Genomic DNA, 22645 nt, shown 5'->3' on the forward strand with positions numbered 1-22645 from the left:
GTCTTATACCTCTGCGAGCAGCTTCGTACGCTCGCCTTCGGTCTTCACGACCTCATCGGCGGGGATATAGAAATCGCGCTTATAGTTGAAGGTATGGCCGATCGTAATGGCGATCATCGCGACGAAGGTAATGGCGGCAAGCCACCACATGTACCAGATCATTCCGAATGCGAAGCCGATGGAGAGAATGCCGAGGATGATGCCCGTGCCGGTATTCTTCGGCATATGGATCGGGATGAAACCTTCGGTCGGGCGCTTGTAGCCACGGTTCTTCATGTCCCACCAGGCGTCGTGATCGTAGACGATCGGCGTAAAGGCGAAGTTGTAGGCCGGCGGCGGCGACGAGGTGGACCATTCCAGCGTACGGCCGTTCCACGGGTCGCCGGTGTGGTCGCGAAGCTCTTCGCGCTTCATGAAGCTGACGGCGAGCTGGATGAGGAAGCTGGCAATGCCGATAGCGATCAGCACGGCGCCGAAGGCTGCGATCACGAAGTAGATCTGCAACGACGGATCGTCGAACTGGCTCATGCGGCGGGTAACGCCCATCAGGCCGAGCACATAGAGCGGCATGAAGGCGAACCAGAAGCCGATCTGCCAGAACCAGAAGCTCATCTTGCCCCAGAAGGGGTCGAGCTTGAAGCCGAAGGCCTTCGGGAACCAGTAGTTGACGCCGGCAAACATGCCGAAGAGCACGCCGCCGATGATCACGTTATGGAAGTGGGCGATCAGGAACAGCGAATTGTGCAGCACGAAGTCGGCTGGCGGAACCGCGAGCATGACACCGGTCATGCCGCCGATGACGAAGGTCACCATGAAGCCCACCGTCCAGAGCATCGGCACCTCGTAGCGGATGCGGCCGCGATACATGGTGAAGAGCCAGTTGAACATCTTCGCGCCCGTCGGGATCGAGATGATCATCGTGGTGATGCCGAAGAAGGAGTTGACGCTGGCGCCCGAGCCCATAGTGAAGAAGTGGTGCAGCCAGACGAGGTAGGAGAGGATCATGATCACGCAGGTGGCGTAGACCATCGAGGCGTAACCGAAGAGGCGCTTGCCGCAGAAGGTGGCGACGACTTCCGAGAAGACGCCGAAGGCCGGCAGGACCAGGATGTAGACTTCCGGGTGTCCCCAGATCCAGATGAGGTTGACATACATCATCGGATTGCCGCCAAGGTCGTTGGTGAAGAAATTCGTGCCGACGTAGCGATCGAGGGTGAGCAGCACGAGCGTGGCGGTCAGGATCGGGAAGCTCGCGACGATCAGGATGTTGGTGCAGAGCGACGTCCAGGTGAAGACCGGCATTTTCATGAAGGTCATGCCGGGGGCGCGCATCTTGACGATGGTGGCGATCAGGTTGATGCCCGAGAGCGTCGTTCCGATACCAGCGACCTGCAGGCCCCAGATGTAATAATCGACGCCGACATCGGGACTATAGGCGATGCCCGAAAGCGGCGGATAGGCGAGCCAGCCGGTCTTGGCAAATTCTCCGATGAAGAGCGAGATCATGATGATGATCGCGCCGGCAGTTGTCATCCAGAACGAGAAGTTGTTGAGGAAGGGGAAGGAGACGTCGCGGGCGCCGATCTGCAGCGGCACGACGAGGTTCATCAGACCCGTGACGAAGGGCATCGCCACAAAGAAGATCATGATGACGCCGTGGGCGGTGAAGATCTGGTCGTAGTGATGCGGCGGCAGGAAGCCGTCCGAGCCGTTGAAGGCGAGCGCCTGCTGCGCACGCATCAGCAGAGCGTCGGAGAAGCCGCGCAGCAGCATGATCAAAGCCAGCACGATGTACATGATGCCGATCTTCTTGTGATCGATGCTGGTGAACCATTCCTTCCAGAGGAAGCCCCAGAGGCGGAAATAGGTCAGCAGGCCGAGAACGGCGATACCGCCGATGGCGACGCCGAGGAAGGTCACGACGAGGATCGGCTCTTGATAGGGAATCTGATCGAGCGTCAGCCGACCGAAGATGAATTTATAGAGGTCCGGGTTGGAAAACATGGATTGCCTCTGTCCTTATAGATGTCTTGTTACCGCGCATAACCCCTCAAATCGGGAGGGATTTAAGGAGGGGCCCATGCGCCATTTCAAACTTTCACTGCGACCCTCGCGCGCCCCGTGGGGCGCGCGGTGCAGCAGTGTGCGGGGTTCAGTTGCTCGGCTGGGTAGCCGGGGCGGCTGAACCGCCTGATGAGCCATTGCCCATGTCCATGCCGGGCATGGACTGCATGTCGTGCGTCGCCGGCGTGACGTCGCCGGCATCGGCATTACGGTTGTCATAGATCAGGCGTTCGCGATTTTCCTGGCTATCCTTGCCGGCACCGCCCTTGGCGTCGATGTCCATCATCTGGCTCACGCACATTTTGCTTGGATCGGCGCACATATTGAGAATGGCGTTGTAGAGGCTGCCATCGACCGCATTGAAGAAGCGCACGGGTTCCCGTTCGCTTGGCTTGGCGAGCGCCAGATATTCCTGGCGGCCGAGCGGTCCGCCGGTCGACTTCACCTTCTGAACCCATTGGTCGAAGTCGGCCTGGCTCAGGCCATGAAACATGAAGCGCATATTAGAGAAGCCTGCGCCGCTGTAATTGGCCGATAGGCCCTGATATTCGCCGGCCTTGTTGATGACGGCGTGTAGCTGCGTCTCCATGCCCGGCATGGCGTAGATCTGCCCCGCAAGTGCCGGAATGAAGAAGGAATTCATCACTGAGGAGGACGTGATCCTGAAGTTGATGGGTGCATCCACCGGAGCAGCAAGTTCGTTGACCGTGGCGATGCCGAGATCGGGATAGAAGAACAGCCATTTCCAATCGAGCGCCACGACTTGGACATTGAGCGCCCTCGTTGCGGTGGTCACGGGCTTCCCTTCGCGGACGCGATCGAGAGGCCGAAAGGGGTCGAGTTGGTGGGTACTGATCCAGGTCACCGCGCCGAGCGCGATGATGATTGCCAGCGGCGCCGACCAGATCACCAGTTCCAGGCGGGTGGAATGATGCCATTCCGGATCATAGGGTGCAGCGGTGTTCGATTGGCGATATTTCCACGCGAAGAACAGCGTCAGGAAGATCACCGGTATGATGATGATCAGCATCAGAACCGTCGAGACGACGATAAGGTCGCGCTGCTGCACGGCGATATCGCCGGAGGGAGCCATCACCACCATATTGCAGCCGGCAAGCGACAAAATCAGTGGGAGGACAGATAAGCGGCTGAAAATCTTCGATAGTCTTGGCACGTCTCAAAGCTCTTTTTGTTATTGACCGTACCGCGACTAAAGGACGGCGGTCGTGAACGGTATGAGGTGTTTCGTCGCACCGCAGCAAGTTTGGGTGCAATGCGGTATCGCGCACAACTTCACCTATCGGGAAAATCCTGAGAAATCCAGAAGGTTTTCCAACGGCCAGTTGCTTTTGTTGCGGCTAATATAGCGAGATCGGCGGATATGGCTACCGGCGACCGCACGTCAAATCGCCGTCGTCGCCGCAAAGGCCGAATTTGCCCCGCTCGACCGCCGATTTGCGAATTAATCCCCGCGCGATACTTGATAAGTTCGCAAGTTTGATAAACATCTTATTTGTACGCGAATTCGTGGAGGAGTTTGCGTCCGGAGAAGGAGGCTCCCGCATATGGTCAGCGCCACGCATGAATCATTAAACCCAACATCTGCAGGTTTAGAACGCGACGCCCGCGAAATGCATGCTGGCGCTGCTGTCGACCCAGGTAGTATTGCCATCGGCGTGATCATCGGTCGCACGTCCGAGTTTTTCGATTTCTTCGTTTACGCTATCGCATCGGTCCTGGTTTTCCCGAAGTTGATCTTCCCCTTCGTCGATCCACTGCCTGGCACGCTGCTTTCTTTCCTGGTTTTTTCGCTTGCCTTCATCGCCCGCCCAATCGGCTCGTTCGTCTTCATGGCGATCGACCGCACCTACGGCCGCGGTGTTAAGCTGACGATCGCGATGATTCTGCTCGGTGGGTCCACGGCGGCGATGAGCTTCCTGCCTGGATTCAACGACGTCGGCACCTATGCGATCATTCTGCTTGCCATCCTGCGCATCTGTCAGGGCCTTGCGCTCGGCGGCGCCTGGGACGGTCTTGCCTCGCTGCTGGCGCTCAACGCGCCGGCCAATCGTCGCGGCTGGTACGCGATGATCCCGCAGCTTGGCGCGCCGATCGGCTTCATGCTGGCGAGCGCTCTTTTCGCCTATTTCGTGGCAAATCTCTCGACGGTCGATTTCCTGGAGTTCGGCTGGCGTTATCCGTTCTTCTGCGCCTTTATGGTCAACGTCGTGGCCCTCTTCGCCCGGCTTCGCCTGGTTGCCACGCCGGAATTCGGCGCGCTGCTGGAGCGCCATGAGCTGGAGCCGGTCAGAATGTCCGAGCTGCTGCGCGTGCACGGCCGCGATGTGCTGATTGGCGCTTTCGTGCCCCTGGCAAGCTTCGCGACTTTCCATCTGGTCACGGTCTTCCCGCTCGGCTGGGTAACGCTTTATAGCGCGCAAACCCCCGGTTCGTTCCTGTTGGTGGAATTCCTCGGCGCGATCTGCGGTATTGCCGCGATTGTCTGTTCCGGCCTGCTCGCGGACCGTATCGGCCGCCGCAACCAGCTTGCCGTCGGCGCCGTATTGATCGCGATCTTCGCTTTCATCGCGCCCTGGCTGCTCGACGGCGGTGTTAGCGGCCGTCATATCTACGTGGTTCTTGGCTTCACGCTGCTTGGCCTCTCCTTCGGCCAGGCCGCCGGCGCCAGCGCCTCACGCTTCAGCCTGAACTATCGCTATAGCGGCTCGGCATTGACCTCGGATCTCTCCTGGCTGATAGGCGCCGGCTTTGCGCCCTTCGTCGCGCTGGCCCTCTCCAGCCAGTTCGGCCTGGTCTATACCAGCCTCTACCTGCTCTCCGGTGTCGTCTGCACGCTCGTTGCGATCTTCTTCAGCAAGACGCTGGAGACGCGCGACAACTGATCGAACCCTTGGAGCGTCAAGAAGCCGCGGTGCGAGAGCGTCGCGGCTTTTTCTTTAGATCAGGCTGCGTGCATCGCCCAGGCAATCAGAGGCGCGGCAAGCACATTGGTCAGGCCGACCAACACCATGACCAGCCCGGCAATCGAACCCTCCTCACGGCCGATCTCACGTGCCGTAGCGACGCCGACGCCGTGCGCGCCCATGCCGAACAGCGCACCGCGCGCCAGGCCGGACTGCAGCGGCAGGAGACGCAACAATATCTGCCCGGCGGCCGCGCCGAAAAGACCGGTTATGACCACGAATACTGCCGTCAGGTTAGGCACGCCGCCGATATCGCCGGAGACGACTATGGCGAAAGGTGTGCTGATCGAACGCGGCATCAGGCTGAGACGCAGGCTTTCATCCAGGCCGAAGAGGCTGGCGAGCCCCCAGGCCGACACCATCGCGGTCGTACTGCCGACTGAGACACCGGCAAGCAGGATCGGCCAGTAGCGCTTGATGAGCGCGCGCTGCTCGTAGATGGGCACGGCGAAGGCAACGGTTGCCGGGCCGAGCAGCGCCAGCAGCCAATGTGTCTCGCGCATATAGTCTTGATAGCTCGCCTGCAGGACGACGGCGATCGCGATCAGGATGGCTGGCGCGGCAAATAGCGGCGACAGCCAAACCACCCGCCAGCGGCGATAGAGCGCTTTCGACAAGTAATAGAGGACGATCGTCGCGACCGGCCAGAAAAGGTTCAGTGCAAAGGCTTCAGCAGTCAGCATGGCGAACTCCTTCCCTGCGCATCATCAGCCGGTATCCGATATCGATCGCCAGCGCCGTGACGCTCATGACGATGATCGTGCCGACCAAGATCACGGCGATGATCTTCAGTCCGACGAGGCCAATGAACTCGCGGTGATCGAGAACGGCAAGTACCGCCGGAACGAAGAACAGCAGCATTTCGGCGAGAAACCATTCTGCGCCGCGCCTCATGCTGCCGATGCCGACCCTACCGGTGGCAAACAGGCCGAGGACCAGCAGCATGCCGACGATCGGGCCTGGGACAGGCAGATGGGTGACGCGCACGATCCCCTCACCGGCCTGCCAGAAGGCGAGCAGCAGGATGATCTGAGCGAGGCGGCTCAGTTTGGGGCGGTCTTGCAGGTCGATACGCATGGATGGACACCTGGGGAGATTGCTGGCGCAGATATAGATCCCTGTCGCCTATGAACAAAATGAATTGATTTCATAAAATCCAGTCTGATATGGAATAGACATGGAACTTAGGACATTGCGCGCTTTTGTCGAAGTTGTGCGCCAGGGCGGTTTTTCGGAAGCGGCCAAGGTGGTGTTTACGACCCAATCCGCCGTCAGCAAGGCCGTCCGCCAGTTGGAGGACGAACTTGGCCTGCCCCTGCTCAACCGTATCGGCCATCGCACGACGCTGACCGATGCCGGCGAAGTGGTCTATCGCCGTGCTCTCACGATTCTGGCCGGTCGCGACGATCTCGTCGCCGAGCTTGCCGAGATGCGAGGGCTTTCGCGCGGCATGCTCAGGCTCGGCCTGCCGCCGATCGGCAATGATGTACTGTTTGCGCCGCTCTTCGCCGTCTTTCGCAGCCGCTATCCCGGTATCGAGATCAAGCTGGTAGAGCAGGGGGCGAAGCGGCTGGAGGAGATGGTACTGTCGGGAGAGGTTGATCTTGGAGCCTCGCTGCTGCCTGTACCGGAGGTGTTCGAATGGCAGAGCGTGCGCCGGGAGCCGATGCACGTGCTCCTGCCTGCAGGGCACTCGCTCGGGGGTCGAAAGACGGTGCCGCTCGCCGGGCTCAAGGACAATCCGTTCATCCTGTTCGAAAGCGGCTTTGCACTGAACGGCGTCATCCTGGGTGCCTGCCACGCCGCCGGTTTCGAGCCTGATATCGTTGCGCGCTCGAGTCAGATCAATTTCATCATCGAACTGGTCGCCGCCGGCCTCGGCGTGGGCTTCCTGCCTCGAATGATCGCAGAGCAGCGCAGCCGCGCCGGCGTCGGTCATGCCCTGGTCATCGAGCCCTCGATGGATTGGGACATGGCCTGGATCTGGCGGCGCGGCGGCTATCTCTCGCACGCCGCCCGCGCCTGGCTGGATCTGGCCCGTGACCGGCAATCATCTAAATCTTGACTCTATTTTCAAACTTTTGTGATAAAAAGAGGCATGCGGAAACTTGAAAATGGTAGTCAAGAAAAATATAGGCTATCGCACCACCGCCAAAGACGGGGGGTTCAAGCGAGAGGACGCCTATGACTTTTTCCTTTACCCATCTCACCAGCGCCGCCCTGGCGCTTGCCGCAGGCCTCGCGGCTACACCGTTCGCGGCCAATGCCGCCGGTTCTGAAGGTATCGTCGTCTACAATGCACAGCACGAGTCCCTGACGCAGGCCTGGGCCGATGGTTTCACCAAGGAAACCGGCATCAAGGTGACGATCCGCAACGGCAGCGATATGCAGTTTGCCAATCAGATCGTCGAAGAAGGTGCTGCATCCCCCGCCGATGTGTTCCTGACGGAAAATTCTCCCGGCATGGCGCTGGTCGACACCAACAAGCTTTTCGCCCCAGTCGATGCCGATACGCTGGCGCAGGTGCCTGAAACCTTCAAGGCTGCCGATGGCAACTGGGTCGGCGTTGCCGCCCGCTCCACGGTTTTCGCCTATGACAAGACCAAGCTTAAGGAGAGCGATCTGCCGAAGTCGCTGCTCGACCTCGCCGATCCCGCATGGAAGGGCCGCTGGGGTGCATCGCCGGCCGGCGCCGACTTCCAGGCGATCGTCAGCGCGCTTCTCGAGCTGAAGGGCGAGGATGTCACCAAGTCCTGGCTGAAGGCGCTGAAGGAAAACACCACGCCCTACAAGGGCAACAGCGTTGCCATGAAGGCCGTCAACTCCGGCGAAGTCCAGGGCGCGGTCATCTATCACTACTATTGGTTCGGCGACCAGGCGAAGACGGGCGAAAACAGCAAGAACGTCGCCCTGCACTATTTCAAGAACCAGGATCCGGGTGCTTTCGTCAGCATTTCCGGCGGTGGCGTTCTCGCTTCCAGCCAGCATCAGAAGGAAGCCCAGGCGTTCTTGAAGTGGGTCACCGGCAAGGGCGGCCAGGCCGTTCTGCGCGACGGCGATTCCTATGAATATGCCGTCGGCAATGGCGCTCAGTCGAATCCGAAGCTGGTGCCGCTCGCCGACCTGCAGGCACCGAAGGTCGAGCCTTCCAAGCTGAACAGCAAAAAGGTCACCGATCTGATGACGGAAGCTGGTTTGATCTAAGTCCTTGCATCCGATCCGCATGCCCTGCTAGGGGGCGTGCGGATGGCAATTCGGCCATTTCGATCCCGGCGACCGCCTTTAAGTGGCGATTGCCTTCCTAATCAGGGCGTGAAAGGCAGCTAAGATTTGCTGCAGAAGAACATATATGCCGCGCCGGCCGGTCAGGCCGCTGCCACGCGATTGCCCCGCTGACGGCTGCGCCACGCGGCCGTGTTCCGCACGCATCCGTCGTCGCTCTTGCATCCGCCGTCGCTCTTCTGAGCCTGGTGCCGCTCGGCTTCATTGTCTGGGTCACCGTCGAGACCGGCTGGCACGACGTCATCGCGCTCATCTTTCGTGGCCGCGTCGGCGAATTGCTGACCAATACCGTCCTGCTCGAAGTCTGCACCATCCCGCTCTGCATCCTGCTTGCCGTCACGCTCGCCTGGTTGACCGAGCGCACGAATATCCCCGGCGCCCGCCTGTGGTCCTGGTTGGCGGTCGCGCCGCTTGCCGTGCCGGCTTTCGTGCACAGCTATGCCTGGGTCAGCCTGGTGCCCGGAATGCGCGGGCTCTGGAGCGGCGTGCTTGTTTCGGTTCTTGCCTATTATCCTTTTCTCTATCTGCCGGTGGCTGCGGCGCTGCGCCGTCTCGACCCGGCGATCGAGGATGCCGCCGCCTCGCTGGGCCTCGGTCCCTGGCGCGTCTTCTTCCGGGCGATCCTGCCGCAGCTTCGCCTCGCCATCTGCGGCGGCTCACTGCTGATCGGCCTGCATCTTTTGGCGGAATACGGTCTGTACGTGATGATCCGCTTCGACACCTTCTCGACCGCGATCGTCGATCAATTCCAGTCCGCCTATAACAGCCCGGCCGCCAACATGCTCGGCGGCGTCCTCGTTTTCTGCTGCCTTCTGCTGCTTGGGATCGAGGTACTGGTGCGCGGCAATGAGCGTTATGCCCGCGTCGGCTCCGGTGCGGCCCGCCCGGCCGACCGCCGGCGTCTCGGTTGGTTCGTCATCCCGGCCATAGCGCTTCCGCTGGCAACGGCCGTTCTCACGCTCGGCGTGCCGCTCGTGACGCTGGCGCGCTGGCTCTATCTCGGTGGCATCGGCATTTGGCGGATGGATGCCGTCGGCTCCGCTTTGCTGCAGACCATCGGCCTGGCAATTGCCGGCGGTCTGCTGGCCACCATAGCCGCCGCTCCGATGGCCTGGCTCTCGGTCCGCGCGCCGGGTCGGCTGCAGCGCATCCTCGAAGCCTGCCATTATTATGTCGGCTCGCTGCCGGGCGTCGTGGTCGCCTTGGCCTTGGTTTCCATCACCGTGCGGCTGATCCTGCCGCTCTATCAGACCTTTGCGACCCTGTTGCTCGCCTATGTGCTGCTATTCCTGCCGCGCGCCATGATCGGCCTGCGAGCGAGCATCGCCCAGGCTCCGGTTGAGCTCGAGCGGGCCGCCATGGCGCTCGGCCGCACGCCCGGCCAGGCCGTGCGGCAGATCACCATGCGCCTTGCCGCTCCCGGTTTCGCGGCGAGCGTCGCTCTTGTCGCTCTCGGCATCACGAACGAGTTGACGGCGACGCTGATGTTGTCTCCGAATGGCACGGTGACGCTGGCGACGAAGTTCTGGTCGCTGACCAGCGAGATCGATTATGTCTCCGCCGCTCCCTACGCCTTCATGATGGTAGTGCTGTCGCTGCCGCTCACCCTTCTCCTCTACGTGCAATCCAAGCGGACGGCCGGACAATGACTTTTCTGGCGATCAAGAACATCAGCAAGCGCTATGGCCCGGTGCTCGCGCTCGATAACATCGACCTTACCGTCGCGGCCGGCAGCCGCACCGCCGTCGTCGGCCCCTCCGGCTCCGGCAAGACGACGTTGCTGCGCATCATTGCCGGCTTCGATATCCCGGATGCCGGCCAGGTGATGCTGGAAGGCGAGACGCTGGCGGACGGGCCGGCTGTCGTGCCTGCCCATCGCCGCGGCATTGGCATCGTTTCGCAGGACGGCGCGTTGTTTCCGCATTTGAGCGTGGCAGACAATATCGGCTTCGGCATGGAACGGGGGCAAGCGGATCGCGCCAAGGAGATCAATGCGCTCATCGACATGGTGGAACTCGACCGCGGCATGCTCGATCGCCGCCCGCACCAGCTCTCCGGCGGCCAGCAGCAGCGCGTGGCGCTCGCCCGCGCGCTCGGCCGCAAGCCCGGACTGATGCTGCTCGACGAGCCCTTTTCCGCGCTTGATACGGGCCTGCGCGAAAACATGCGCAAGGCCGTCGCCCGCGTGTTGCGCAATGCCGGCATCACCACGATCCTCGTGACGCATGACCAGGCGGAAGCGCTGTCCTTCGCCGATCAGGTGGCGGTATTGCGGGGCGGCAAATTGGTGCAGGCCGGAACGCCGCAAACGCTCTATCTCAATCCTTGCGACCGCGAGACGGCCACCTTCCTCGGTGATGCCATCCTGCTGCCGGCCGAACTGGGCGACGGTTTTGCCGATTGTGCGCTCGGCCGCATCCCGACAGATGCAAATGGCCGACGGGGGCGGGCGGAAATCATGCTGCGCCCCGAGCAACTGCGGTTCAGCATGATCAATGGTACAGCTTCCGACACGATCTGCGCCGGCAATGTCATCGACGTCGAATTCGGCGGCGCGATCTGCACGGTGACGCTTACCCTTGCCAAAGCCGCAGGCACAGCGCCGCTCTCTATTAAAAGTTCCAGCGTCGGCCTGCCGGATGTCGGCAGCACCGTCCACGTCAGCGTAGTCGGCAAGGCGCATGTTTTCGATACGGCAGGCAGATAAACTCTTTCCAGTTGAAACCGCCGTTCCTTTGCGAAAGAAAGGAATGATCGCCCGACAGCGATCATGTCCGATGCCGAAGGAATCCCCATGTCTCTCCCCGAGCAGTTTGCCCAGGATCTACCGTTCCTGACGTCCCTCCGCCGTAACCTGCACGCTTATCCCGAACTTGGGTTCGAGGAAGAGCGCACCAGCGGTATCGTCGCGACATTGCTCGAGGAGGCTGGCATCACCGTGCATCGCGGCCTCGGCAAAACCGGCGTCGTCGGTACGCTGCAGGTCGGCAACGGCACCCGCCGTATAGGCCTTCGCGCCGACATGGACGCGCTCGCCATGCCGGAGAAAGGCAACCGGCCCTACAAATCCACCATTCCAGGCAAGATGCATGCCTGCGGCCATGACGGCCACACGACGATGCTTCTCGGTGCCGCCCGACATCTGGCCGCGACGCGCGGCTTTTCAGGAACGGTGCATTTCATCTTCCAGCCGGCCGAGGAAGGCCGTGGCGGCGCACGGCGCATGGTGGAGGACGGTCTCTTCGATCTCTTTCCATGCGATGCCGTTTACGGCCTGCATAATATGCCGGGCATTGCCGTCGATGAGATGGCGGTCGTCGAGGGCCCGCAGCTTGCTTCCTCGGATAGCTGGCGCATCACCTTCCGCGGCACCGGCACGCATGGCGCCAAGCCACATCTCGGCAAGGATCCGATTACAGCGGCGGCGACATTCCTCTCTTCGCTGCAAACCATCGTCGGGCGCGTCGTCGATCCGCTGCAGCCGGCGGTCGTCAGCGCCTGTTCGCTGCAGGCCGGCGATCCCAAGGCCCTAAACGTCATTCCCGACTCGGTCGATATCGGCGGCACGGCGCGTGCCTACACGCCGGAGGTCCGCGATCAGCTTGAACGGGAAATCGGCCGCCTGGCGCAGGGCACAGCGGCGATGTACGGCATCGCCGTCGATTACCAGTTCGAACGCCGCATCCCGCCCGTAGTCAACGATGCCGACGCAACCGCGCGGGCGCTGAAGGCGGCGGCGAGCGTCTTCGGCGAAAAGGTCCTCACCCGCTTCCCGCCTTCCACCGCCGGCGACGACTTCGCCTTCTTCGGCCAGAACGCCCCCGGCTGCTACGTCTGGCTGGGCAACGGCCCGGCCGTCGACGGTGCGCTGCACCACAACACGGCCTATGACTTCAATGACGAGGCGATTGCCTCGGGCGTGGCCTTCTGGACGACGCTGGTCGAGCAGGAGTTGAAGAAAGAGAGCTGATCAGAAGCCTGGGGGTATGCCGGGCGCCCGGCACCCCTCTGTCGCTTTCGCGACATCTCTCCCACAAGGGGGAGATCGTTGGGAGTTTGCGGCTCGTCCTCTTTAAAGCAACAAAGTGCAGTTTCAGCAGGTCCGATGTTCGCTTGAGGCGAGAGCATGCAACGAGTTACCAATCTCCCCCTCGCAGGGGAGATGTCATGACAGTGACAGAGGGGGGTGCGCACCCTCACCGAACTCGCAGCCGATGCCCGCGCCCTTTTAAATCTCTCCAATAACCGGCGTCTCCAACACGCGTCCGGTCACTACGTCCGCAATCCCGCGATCCGTCTGATGCGGCCCGATATTGCACGCCAGCGTCGCGCCGAAGCAGGCCTTGAAGACGAGGTAAGGCGGCCGCCAGTCGACGATTTTTTCCATCGCCTTGCGGATGGAGCGGAAGGCTTGGGCGGTTTCTTCGAGCGGTGCCGTCGCCACCAGTCCGGAGAGGGGCAGGGGCAGCAGCATGTCTACTTGACCGTTCGAAGCAACGGCCATGCCGCCGCCGGCGGCGATGACGGCATTGGCTGCAACCGTCATGTCTTTAATGTTGCCGCCGAAAACCGTGAGATTGTGGCTGTCATGCGAGACCGTCGTGCAGAAGGCCCCGCGCCATTCTCCCCAGCCGGTCAGAAAGCCGACGCGCGGTCGTCCATCCGCCTTGCCGTGGCGATGAGCAACGGCGATCATGGTAGTCCCGGCCGGCGGCACGATAAATCCGTCCACCACATCGGCTTCAATCTCGCCCCATTGCGTGAAGCGCGGCTGGTCGATCGTTGCGAGGCGCACGCGGCTGCCGACGGCCGGCACACGGAAATCGTCTTCGCTGAGAGGCGCAAGTTTGACCGAATTCTTGAGCGGCGTGGTGTCGAGATGGTCAACCGTGCCGATGATCTTGCCGGCCTCCGCAACGATCTTGCCGCTGGCGATCACCTGCTTCGCCTTGAAAGCGTGGAGGTCCTCGAAAAGCACGATGTCGGCGCGGCGGCCGGCGGCGATGAGGCCGAGATCGCGGCGGCCAAGCCGCGCGGCGGCATTCATCGTCGCTGCCCTCAAGGCCCATTCGGCCTTCAGCCCGTCGCGCACCAGGCGGCGGACAACGTCGTCCAGGCCGCCGTCGAAATGCAGTTCGTCGGGAAAGACGTCGTCCGTGCAGAGCGTGACCGTCTGCGGCATGAAGCCGAGATTGTTGATGACCTCAACGAATTGCTTGAGCAGATGGTCATGCGAACCACGCAGCTCGATCGTCATGCCTGCCGATAGTTTGGAGAGGAGATCCGCGCCGGAGGTGAGTTCGTGGTCGGAGGAGACGCCGGCAGCCATGAAAGCGTTGAGATCGGCGCCTTCCAGCCCGCGGGCATGGCCGCAGACGAGCTTGCCCGATTGGAGCCCGGCATTGACGATCGCGCTCGCCCGCGGATCGCCGTCGATGACGCCGCGCATCGTCATGACCTCGGCAACGCCGCCGATCTCGGGCCAGGTCTGCATGTCGGTCATCGCGGAAGCACCGAAATCGGCGCCCGCCAGCTCCAGGCCCGGTGCCGAGGGCACGCAGGAGGGCGCGAGCGGGATCACGCGAAGCGGCAGCGATCGCGTCGCCTCGATCGCCCAGCGCAGGCCGTCAAGACCGTGCACATTGCCGAATTCATGCGGATCCCAGACGACGGTCGTGACCCCGTGCGGCAATACGGCTTCGGTATAGGCCGCCGGCGTCACCATCGAGCTTTCGATGTGCATATGCGTATCGATCAGGCCGGGAGAGAGAAAGGCGCCTCCGGCGTCGATCGTTTCAATCGCATCCGCGCGGCTGCCTGGCGCATGGACGCTCGCAATCAGCGCACCGACGATGCCGATGTCAGCGGCGCGGATCTGGCCGGTCACCATGTCGACCAGACGGCCACCGACAATCAGCAGGTCGAAAGGCGCATCGCCGCGGGCAGCAGCGACCGCGCGTGCGCGCAGGTCGGGCAAATTGAGATCGGCGGGCTCGCTTCGGGAATGTCGGGTCATCGGCGTGCCTCGTTGATCATCGCTCCGAGAATAACGACGCGCGCCATGTCGGCGTCGATCTCGGCGGCAAAATGCGCGTTGAATTCAGCATGGGAGGCGCGTGTCTCGACGACGGTGCGCCCGCGGGTGTGCTGTCCCTGCAGCTCGACATCGATCCGAGCGTGCTGCAGTCTCGCGATTTCTGGCGCGATGAAGATCGCGGCAGCGGTCGGATCGTAGAGCGCCATGGCGGGACGGCCACGGCTGACGGCGATGTTGACGTAGCCACCCAGGAGATCACCGAGCAATTCGGCGCTTTTACCGGCGGCCTGGCGCACACGGTCGACATCGTCAGGCCGCGCCAGCACCTTTCGGCAGATGTCGAGATCGATCATCCGCAGCGGCAGGCCGTGGGCGAGCACGATCGCAAGCGCTTCCGGATCGGCATAGGCGTTGAATTCAGCCGACGCGGTATGATTGCCTGACGTTATGCCGCCGCCCATCCAGGTGAGCTCGTCGATGCGCGCGGTAAGATCGGGCCGGGCCAGCGCCAGCGCGGCGATATTGGTGAGCGGCCCGAGCGCGAGGACGCGCTTCGGTCCCATGCCGTCCTGCAGCCAATCGCACAGGGCGGTGAAGGCGTCGCTTGCCGGCAGTTCACCCGCCGGCGGCAGGCTCTTGCCCGTGGTCGGTATCCCGCTTTGTCCGAGAATGCGCTGCGCCGTTTCCAGCTTGCAAAGCACCGGCAATTCTCGGCCGGTATGGATGGGAAATTCCCAGTCGAAAGCGGCGGCGGCGCTGGCCGCATTGGCGCGCACCTGTGTCAGCGGCGTATTGCCGCTTACCAGCGAAACGCCGTCGATCGTCAAGCTCGAATGCGCCACCACCAGAATAGCGGCGATATCGTCGAACCCCATATCGGTATCGATCCAGATCCCCATGGCCCTATCCGTATTTTGCAAGCGATGCCGCGGCTGCGACCGGCAGGTCGAAGGCAAGCGTGCTGCCCATAGCGTGAACGGCCGCAGCCGCGTCCACCTCGGCTTTGATTGGCCCGAGCGGCGTGTCGAGCAGATATTCGCGGCTGTTGCCGGCGAAAGACGTGCCGCGCACTGTGCCCTGGAAAGGACCTGAACCCAGGGTCACAGCGCGCGGCCGCCAGGCCAGGCCCGCCGCAGACGATGGCGCGGGGGTAGAAAGCGTGACGGCGCCGTTCGCCGTCTTCAGCCTGCCGTTCTCCAGCGCAAATACATTCTCGAAGCCGACAAAGTCGGCAACGAAGGCCGAAATTGGCCGGTTGTAGATATCTTCCGGCGTACCGATCTGCTCGATGCCGCCATTCAGCATGACGATGATGCGGTCGGCGAGCGCCAGAGCCTCCACCTGGTCATGGGTGACGAAGATCATCGTCACGCCGGTTTCCTTCTGGACCCTCTGCAGTTCTGTGCGCATTTCCAGGCGCAGGCGGGCGTCCAGGTTGGACAGCGGCTCGTCGAGCAGCAATACCTTCGGTTCCATCACCATGGATCGCGCCAGCGCCACGCGCTGCTGCTGGCCGCCGGACAATTCGCCGGGTTTGCGGCCGGAGAAGTTGGCAAGCCCCACGGATTTCAGGCCGGCACCGACGCGGGCGTCCAGATCGTTGCCGCGCATGCCCTTGAGACGCAGGCCGAAGGCGACATTTTCATAGACGGTTAGATGCGGAAACAGTGCGTAGGACTGGAAGACCAGGCCGATCGCGCGCTTGTTGGCGGAGACGCGGGTGATGTCGGCGCCGTCGAGGTTGATTTTGCCGGAGGCTGGCGTGAGCAGCCCGGCGATCGCCCGCATCGTCGTCGTCTTGCCGCAGCCGGAGGGGCCGAGCAGGGCCACGAGTTCGCCTTTTCCGATCGACAGGTTGAGGTCCTTGACCGCGACCGTGTCGCCATAGGCGAGCGTCAGCCTATCTAGCTTGAGGTAGGAGGGGTCAGACATAGCGGGAAAATCCTAGGAAGCGCTCGGCAAGGAAGACGATGCCGATGGAGAGGAAGGCGAGCAGCGCCGACAATGCGGCGACGGAAGGATCGTAGGTCGTTTCCATATAGCCGAGCATGTCGATCGGCAGCGTTTGTACGCCCGGCTTGGCGAGAAACAGCGATACCGGCACCTGATTGAAGCTCGTGACGAAGCCGAGGATGAAGGCGGCGAGCACACCGCTGCGAATATTCGGCAGCACCACGCGGAAAAAGGCGCCGAGCCGCGACGAACCGAGGAGCACCGCCGCCTCTTCCATATCGGAGCGTAGATTGTTGAGGCTGGCCGAGACCACGCGCACGGCATAGGGAAGCACCAGCGCTGTATGGGCGAAGAACAGCGCCAGCGTGATGTCGAAGGAGAAGGGGACGACGAGATAGCGCAGGATCGCCAGGCCGACGATGATGCCCGGCACGATGATCGGCAGGGAGACCATGGTGCGGACTGTCTCGCCACCGGGCAGCTTGTAGCGCGACAGCGCGTAGGCGGCCGGGATGCCAAGGATCAGCGCAAAGAGCGTGCCGCCGATCGCCAGCAACATCGACATGGCGAAGCTGGCGCGGAAGCTGTCGATGGTGAAAACCTTTGCCACCCAGCGCAGCGAAAGGCCCTGCGGCGGAAAGGCCAGCGTCTCGCCACCTGATAGAGAGGCCGCGACGATGATGATGAAGGGACCGATCAGGAAGACCAGCAGCAGGAAAAGCACGAGCGGAGAGAACAGGCGGCGCATCATGCCCGGCTCCTCGCGGTGGCGAGCCTTTTCAGCACCAGGTTGGCGCCGAAACTCATGACGATGAGAATGAAGGCGATGACGCTGGCGGAAACATAGTCGTTGGAAACCGAGATTCGCTGATAGAGTAGCGTTTCCAGCATCAGCACCTTGGATCCGCCGAGAATGGCCGGCGTGATATAGGCCGTGAGCGAGCCGGTGAAGACCAGCGTCCCGCCGACCACCAAGCCTTCGCGCGTCAGCGGCAGCACCACTTTCCAGAATACCTGGAACCAGTTGGCGCCAAGGACCCGTGCGGCCGGAATGGCATCCTTCGGCATGTTCTCGAGCGCGCTGATCAGCGACAGGATCATCAGCGGCAGGAAGAGCTGCAGGAGCCCGATGAAGACGGCAGTTTCGCTGAACAGCAGGCGCAGCGGCTCGCTGCTCAAACCGAGACCCTGGACGACACGGTTGACGATGCCGGTGCGGCCGAGGATGACGATCCAGGCATAGGTGCGCGCTACCGGCGAGATCATCAGCGGCAATACCACCAGGCCGACCATCCGGCCCTTGCTCTTCGGCGGCAGGTTGACGATGGCGAAGGCCGCCACATAACCGATGACGGCGGAAACGGCGGTGACTTCGACGCCGAGTCTCAGCGTACGCAGGAAGACCGTCTGGTTCAGCGCCTCCGAGAAGAAGCCAGCATAGGCCGAAAGCGTCCAGCCGCCGGGGGCAATATGAAAGCCCTCCGACAGCAGGATCAGCACCGGCGCAAGAAAGACCACCGCGACGAAGACCGCCGCAGGCAGGGCGAGCGCCAGAGCTTCGGCCCTATTTTGGAACATCGAGGTTAACCTTCATAAGGAGGATGCAGATAAAAACGGCGGTGCGATATCCCGATGCCATGACCGGGATATCATTTTGATACGACCCTTATTGGCCGACTTTGTCATTCCATTCCTTGACCCAGCCGTTGCGCTGGTCGAGGGCGACGGCGGATGGAATGAGCTTCAGGCTTTTTGCCGTGTCTTCGCCGTAAGTTAGGTTGTTGGCTACATCGTCGGGAAGCTTCACTTCCTTGTTGGCGGGGCTGTCGACAAGCTTCATGGCGAGCGCCGTCTGCGCCTCGGTCGAGAGCCAGAAGTCCATGAACTGCAGGGCGAGATCCTGATTCTTCGAGCCCTTGGTGACGACCATGACATTCATGCCGCCGGTCTGGCCTTCCTTCGGTGCCGCCCAGGCGACGGGCACATCGAGCTTGGTGAAGCCGGCCCAGGAGAAGCGGCCGATCGGGGCGGCCCAGATTTCTTCCTGCTGCATCAGTTGCACGAGCTGCGAGGATTTCTCGTAGAAGGTAACGATATCGCTCTTATGTTCGCCGACGGCGGCGATCGGGGCAGCGAGGTCGGGCGTATTCTTGCCGAGTGCGAGGCCCAGCATATAGAGCGCCGGCGGCCCCTGATTGGTGGTGACATTCGGCCACGCGACGTGGCCGACATATTCCGGCTTCAGGAGATCGGTCCAGGAATCGATCTTCATCTTGTCCGGACGATAGGCGATCGAGGTGGCGTAGAAGGTGTAGCCAACGCTCATGCCGTCGCCATTCGGGTCTTTGGCGAGGTCGTAGAGCTTGTTGAAGTTGCTAAGCTTCGAGGTGTCGATCTTGTCGATCAGGCCGGCGCGGGAAGCCTGTAGCGCGTCCGCCATGGAGATGACGGCCATATCGACGACCGGGTTGGCCTTGTTTTCCTGCATCTTCGCCAGACGCTCGACACTGTTGCCGGTTTCGACCACCAGCTTGCAGCCGCATTTGGCTTCGAAGGGATCGTAGACGAGCTTTTTGTAATCGTCCTGGGCGAAGGCATAGACGGAGATGGTCAGTGTCCGTTCTTCTGCTTGCGCGCCAAGCGACGAGAGCACAAGCAAGGTGGCCGAAGCCAGAAGCAGTCGTTTCATATCAGGAGTTCTCCGCTGAGAGGTTCGTTCTTGCCGGCCTGGGTGGGCCGGAGGATTGGCGGACGACAAGCTGCATCGGCACGCGCGATCTCTCCGCGGTGACGAGCCGGCTGCCGGGCGGCGGCTCGTCCCCAGCCGCTTCACCCAGCCCCCCTCTTTCAGTCGGCCCGCCATTCTCGATGGCACTGACCAGCGCCGCGATGGCGATCTCGGCAATCGTCGCCATGTCCATGCGCATTGTGGTGAGCGCGGGAGTGACGACCGCCGACCAGATGTGATCGTCGAAACCGGTGACGGTCGCACTGTCCGGCACGGCGATGCCGGCCCGCTGCAATTCGGTGAGCGCCCGCAATGCATGCAGGTCGGAGACGGCGGCGAAAGCGGTAAAGCCCTGCTGCACCTTATCCGCCAGTCCCAACAGACAGCCGGGACCGTTCCGCTCTTCCAGTTTTTCGATCCAGAGAACCTCGGTCTCTATGGTCCCGTCGAGTGCGGATTTGAAGCCGCCGATGCGGTCGTTTTGTACATTGGAGGTGCTGCTCGCGCCGATCAGCAGGATCTTGCGATGTCCGAGCCCGCGGAGATGCCTGGCCATCTCGCGGCCGCCCTGCCAGTGGTCGGCCGAGACCGTGTTGCCCGGCGTCGAGGGCGTATCGATGACGGCCACGGGACAGCCGGCATCGGCGACGCGCGTGCCGCGCCGCGGCACGATCACCATGCCGTCGACGCCACGTTCCACCAGCCGGTTGATCGCCTCGGTCTGCATGCCGACATCACCGCGCGAGTCGGCGATCAGTATGCCGTAGCCGGCGACGGAGGCGGAATATTCGACCGCCTGGGCAATCTGAGGAAAGAGAGGGTTGGAAATATCGGGCAGAACGAGGCCGAGAACGCCGCTCCGCCCGGTCCTCAGCGCGCGGCCGGCCTGGCTCGGTACATAGCCGAGCGCGGCAGCCGTGGCGCGGATGCGCTCCACCAGCTCCGCTGAAACGCGTCCCTTGCCGGAAAGGGCATTGGACACCGTGGCGACGGAGACGCCGAGCGAAGCGGCAATCCTGCTAAGATTTGGTCCGGCGCGCGTCGATGCCATCTTGGTCGTTACACCAATTGATAAAAAGATTGATTAATCGTTTAATCAACGCCTACTAGAATTGCGGGCGTTTGTCGAATCGAAATTGATATGGGTGCAATCTTATTGCCGGCCACAGCGAATGGTAGCACACGGCGGCGCAGACGAAAACAAGGAGAGGACGCGCGATCTCGGTCACGCGTCCTTATTCAACAGCTTAGGCGACAAGCGCGTCCAGGATGCGAATCCAGGAGCGGATACCCTTGTGATAGGATCTCAGCTCGTATTTCTCATTCGGCGAATGGATGCGGTCGTCGGCGAGGCCGAAACCGACGAGCAGGGATTCCATGCCGAGCATCTTCTGGAAGTCGCCGACGATCGGGATCGATCCGCCCATGCCGATAACGATAGCCGGCTTCGGCCACTCGTTGGAAAGGGCGTTTTTCGCCTTGGTCAGCACCGGCGAATCGTAGGACAATTGGATCGCGGGCGAGGCGCCATGCGCATGGAATTCCACCGAGCAGTCGGCAGGAACCTTCCAGCGGACATAGGCGCGGAAACTCTCGCGGATTGCCGCTGGGTTCTGCTGCCCGACGAGACGGAACGATACCTTCGCCGACGCCTTGGCAGCGATCACGGTCTTGAAGCCCGCGCCGGTATAACCGCCAGAGATACCGTTGACCTCAGCCGTCGGCCGTGCCCAGGTCAGTTCCATCACGGAGCGGCCTTTTTCGCCCGAAGGAATGGAGAGGCCAACTTCGCCGAGGAATTTCTCCGTCGTCATGCCGAGGGTTTCCCAGGAAGCCTTGATGTTGCTCGGCGTCTCCTCGACGCCGTCATAGAAGCCGTCGAGCGTAATGCGGCCCGTCTCGTCATGCAGGCCAGCGAGAATGTCGGTGAGGATATGGATCGGATTGGCGGCGGCACCGCCGAACATGCCGGAATGCAGGTCACGGTCGGCAGCATTGATCGTGACTTCTTCACCGACGAGGCCGCGCAAGCCGGCCGAGATCGCCGGCGTATCGCCGTCCCACATGCCGGTGTCGCAGACCAGCGCGAAGTCCGCCTTCAGCTCGGCGGCATTGGCTTCGAGGAAAGGCTTCAGCGACGGTGAGCCGGATTCCTCTTCGCCTTCGAACAGGGTGGTGATGCGGACCGGAAGCGCACCCTTGATTTCCTTATAGGCGCGGACGGCTTCGACGAAGGTCATCAACTGCCCTTTGTCATCGGAGGTGCCGCGGCCGGTCAGGATCTTGCGGCCGTTGCCCATGTCCTTGATGGCAGGCGCGAAGGGATCGCTCTCCCAAAGCTCGATCGGATCGACCGGCTGCACGTCGTAGTGGCCATAGAAAAGCACATGCGGCGCATCGGCACTTGCCGCGTCGTGATGGGCGACGACCATAGGATGGCCCGGCGTATCACGCACGGAGGCCGTGAAGCCGAGGGTGCTCAGATAGGCGACCAGCCATTCCGCTGCCTTACGGCACTCCGCCTTGAAGGCCGGATCGGTCGAGATGGACTTGATTCGAAGCAGTTCGAAGAGATTGTCGAGGCTGGATGGAAGGTTCTGATCGGCGCGGTCGAGAACGGGCGATACATCGGTCATATCCGACTCCTTACATGGAAATTGGCCGGACGATAGACCAAAGGCGAGCCGGTTTCGAGGCAGGAAAATCGAAAATTTCCGAATGCCTCGCTAACCTGCGACGTGCGGCGCTAAAGCTGCTTGGCGTTTTCCAGGATGCGCCGGACATATTCGAGCAGCAACTCGCGCTCGAAGGTGCGGAAGCCTCTGAACAGATCCCGGTCCGCAGCCATCGCCGCTTCGACGGCTTCCGTCTGCATGGCGGAGGCTCTGCCGGTGAGGAAGATCAGTTGCGCGCGTCTGTCGGACGGATGCGGTCTGCGTTCCACCAGCCCGTCGCGCTCCATGCGCGACAATGTATTCGCCATCGTCGCCTGCTCGATGTCGACGCGCTCCAGCAATTGCTTCTGTGTCAGCCCGTCCTCGGACCATAATTCGAGCAATATCGGGAACTGGCCGGGTGAAAAGCCGAGCCCTGCCGCCCGTTGTTGCAACGAGCGGGCAAATCCCTTCGCCATTTGATTGGCAAGGTAGGCAGCAGAGTCCATCCGATTAAATCCCATGATTGCAAGTATGCCCGTATTTTGGAGTAACACAATCAGCAAATCTTGGGTGGGCACGTCTGAGGACGGCTAAATTCTGGTCACATTTTGCGCGTTGGTTTGCTGGCTATGTGAATGAATTCTAATAGAAAAGCCGCCATGGCCTGGAGGGGGGACCATGACGGCTTTGAAGGGGGGACAAAGGCCCGGAGAGGGGGATAGGCCTTTGTCCAAGTCTGACATGGCGGGGGACAGGCCGGTTGCCAGACCCTCGGCGTAATCAATCGCCGGTGAGTAAAACATGATACTCTGAATATGGTTTTTCAAGGGAATCGGCAGATTAGATTGATTAAAAATTAGTAACGTTTCAGTGAGAGATTTTGGCCGTTTCGCACATCGCCTGATGGAACTTTATATGGACGTTGGAGATGTGCCACGCT

19 protein-coding genes are annotated in these 22645 nt (G+C 61.8%); 6 read left to right on the forward strand and 13 right to left on the reverse strand.

Features of this window, described 5'->3' with window-relative positions; translation table 11 throughout:
- Nucleotides 1–3 precede the first annotated feature (3 nt).
- Together cyoB and cyoA are read right to left on the reverse strand one after the other, a co-directional pair.
- Entirely contained in the window at nucleotides 4–2004 is a 2001-nt protein-coding gene (cyoB, locus tag CCGE525_RS01150; protein ID WP_120702675.1) for a cytochrome o ubiquinol oxidase subunit I, read from the reverse strand.
- Between the two features lie 148 nt (nucleotides 2005–2152).
- Nucleotides 2153–3238, reverse strand: coding sequence for a ubiquinol oxidase subunit II (cyoA, locus tag CCGE525_RS01155; protein ID WP_120702676.1), 1086 nt, complete (start codon nucleotides 3236–3238; stop codon nucleotides 2153–2155).
- Between the two features lie 391 nt (nucleotides 3239–3629).
- Between cyoA and CCGE525_RS01160 the strand changes: the two genes are divergently transcribed.
- Nucleotides 3630–4967 (forward strand): MFS transporter, encoded by a 1338-nt coding sequence (locus tag CCGE525_RS01160; protein ID WP_120702677.1) that lies wholly within the window; start codon nucleotides 3630–3632, stop codon nucleotides 4965–4967.
- 59 nt (nucleotides 4968–5026) lie between these two features.
- Here the strand turns inward: CCGE525_RS01160 and CCGE525_RS01165 are convergent, their stop codons facing one another.
- Together CCGE525_RS01165 and CCGE525_RS01170 are read right to left on the reverse strand one after the other, a co-directional pair.
- Complete coding sequence (locus CCGE525_RS01165) at nucleotides 5027–5731, reverse strand: LrgB family protein (RefSeq protein WP_120702678.1); 705 nt, start codon at nucleotides 5729–5731, stop codon at nucleotides 5027–5029.
- Nucleotides 5718–6125, reverse strand: coding sequence for a CidA/LrgA family protein (locus CCGE525_RS01170; RefSeq protein ID WP_120702679.1), 408 nt, complete (start codon nucleotides 6123–6125; stop codon nucleotides 5718–5720). The genes CCGE525_RS01165 and CCGE525_RS01170 overlap by 14 nt, the downstream gene beginning before the upstream one ends.
- Before the next feature lie 100 nt (nucleotides 6126–6225).
- Between CCGE525_RS01170 and CCGE525_RS01175 the strand changes: the two genes are divergently transcribed.
- The 5 genes from CCGE525_RS01175 (at nucleotide 6226) to CCGE525_RS01195 (ending at nucleotide 12300) form a co-directional block, all read left to right on the forward strand.
- Entirely contained in the window at nucleotides 6226–7113 is an 888-nt protein-coding gene (locus CCGE525_RS01175; RefSeq protein ID WP_120702680.1) for a LysR family transcriptional regulator, read from the forward strand.
- A gap of 119 nt (nucleotides 7114–7232) precedes the next feature.
- A complete protein-coding gene (locus tag CCGE525_RS01180) occupies nucleotides 7233–8252 on the forward strand; it encodes an iron ABC transporter substrate-binding protein (protein WP_120702681.1) in 1020 nt (339 codons plus the stop codon).
- Between the two features lie 143 nt (nucleotides 8253–8395).
- Nucleotides 8396–9979 carry an ABC transporter permease gene (locus CCGE525_RS01185; RefSeq protein ID WP_120702682.1) on the forward strand — a complete coding sequence of 528 codons (1584 nt, stop codon included), beginning with the start codon at nucleotides 8396–8398 and terminating at the stop codon, nucleotides 9977–9979.
- The gene (locus tag CCGE525_RS01190; protein WP_120702683.1) at nucleotides 9976–11037 is read left to right on the forward strand and encodes an ABC transporter ATP-binding protein; all 1062 of its coding nucleotides are present in this window, start codon (nucleotides 9976–9978) and stop codon (nucleotides 11035–11037) included. Before CCGE525_RS01185 ends, CCGE525_RS01190 begins: the two co-directional genes overlap by 4 nt.
- 87 nt (nucleotides 11038–11124) lie before the next feature.
- Nucleotides 11125–12300 carry a M20 aminoacylase family protein gene (locus tag CCGE525_RS01195; RefSeq protein ID WP_120706191.1) on the forward strand — a complete coding sequence of 392 codons (1176 nt, stop codon included), beginning with the start codon at nucleotides 11125–11127 and terminating at the stop codon, nucleotides 12298–12300.
- 258 nt (nucleotides 12301–12558) lie between these two features.
- Here the strand turns inward: CCGE525_RS01195 and CCGE525_RS01200 are convergent, their stop codons facing one another.
- From CCGE525_RS01200 to CCGE525_RS01240, 9 genes are all read right to left on the reverse strand, one after another.
- Nucleotides 12559–14346, reverse strand: a complete 1788-nt coding sequence (locus tag CCGE525_RS01200) for an adenine deaminase (RefSeq protein WP_120702684.1) — start codon at nucleotides 14344–14346, stop codon at nucleotides 12559–12561.
- A complete protein-coding gene (locus tag CCGE525_RS01205) occupies nucleotides 14343–15266 on the reverse strand; it encodes a nucleoside hydrolase (RefSeq protein ID WP_120702685.1) in 924 nt (307 codons plus the stop codon). Before CCGE525_RS01205 ends, CCGE525_RS01200 begins: the two co-directional genes overlap by 4 nt.
- Before the next feature lie 4 nt (nucleotides 15267–15270).
- On the reverse strand, nucleotides 15271–16299 hold the full coding sequence (locus CCGE525_RS01210) for an ABC transporter ATP-binding protein (protein WP_120702686.1): 1029 nt from the start codon (nucleotides 16297–16299) through the stop codon (nucleotides 15271–15273).
- A complete protein-coding gene (locus CCGE525_RS01215) occupies nucleotides 16292–17071 on the reverse strand; it encodes an ABC transporter permease (protein WP_120702687.1) in 780 nt (259 codons plus the stop codon). Before CCGE525_RS01215 ends, CCGE525_RS01210 begins: the two co-directional genes overlap by 8 nt.
- Nucleotides 17068–17898, reverse strand: coding sequence for an ABC transporter permease (locus CCGE525_RS01220; protein WP_120702688.1), 831 nt, complete (start codon nucleotides 17896–17898; stop codon nucleotides 17068–17070). The genes CCGE525_RS01215 and CCGE525_RS01220 overlap by 4 nt, the downstream gene beginning before the upstream one ends.
- An 88-nt stretch (nucleotides 17899–17986) precedes the next feature.
- Nucleotides 17987–19009, reverse strand: coding sequence for an ABC transporter substrate-binding protein (locus CCGE525_RS01225; RefSeq protein ID WP_120702689.1), 1023 nt, complete (start codon nucleotides 19007–19009; stop codon nucleotides 17987–17989).
- Nucleotide 19010: 1 nt separating this feature from the next.
- Nucleotides 19011–20099 carry a LacI family DNA-binding transcriptional regulator gene (locus CCGE525_RS01230; protein WP_120702690.1) on the reverse strand — a complete coding sequence of 363 codons (1089 nt, stop codon included), beginning with the start codon at nucleotides 20097–20099 and terminating at the stop codon, nucleotides 19011–19013.
- Between the two features lie 196 nt (nucleotides 20100–20295).
- Nucleotides 20296–21684 carry a M20/M25/M40 family metallo-hydrolase gene (locus tag CCGE525_RS01235; RefSeq protein WP_120702691.1) on the reverse strand — a complete coding sequence of 463 codons (1389 nt, stop codon included), beginning with the start codon at nucleotides 21682–21684 and terminating at the stop codon, nucleotides 20296–20298.
- Between the two features lie 110 nt (nucleotides 21685–21794).
- Nucleotides 21795–22211: a MarR family winged helix-turn-helix transcriptional regulator gene (locus CCGE525_RS01240; RefSeq protein WP_120702692.1), complete on the reverse strand. Its 417-nt coding sequence runs from the start codon at nucleotides 22209–22211 to the stop codon at nucleotides 21795–21797.
- Between the last annotated feature and the right edge of the window lie 434 nt (nucleotides 22212–22645).

The sequence above is a fragment of the Rhizobium jaguaris genome (assembly GCF_003627755.1).
Classification (GTDB): Bacteria; Pseudomonadota; Alphaproteobacteria; order Rhizobiales; family Rhizobiaceae; genus Rhizobium; species Rhizobium jaguaris.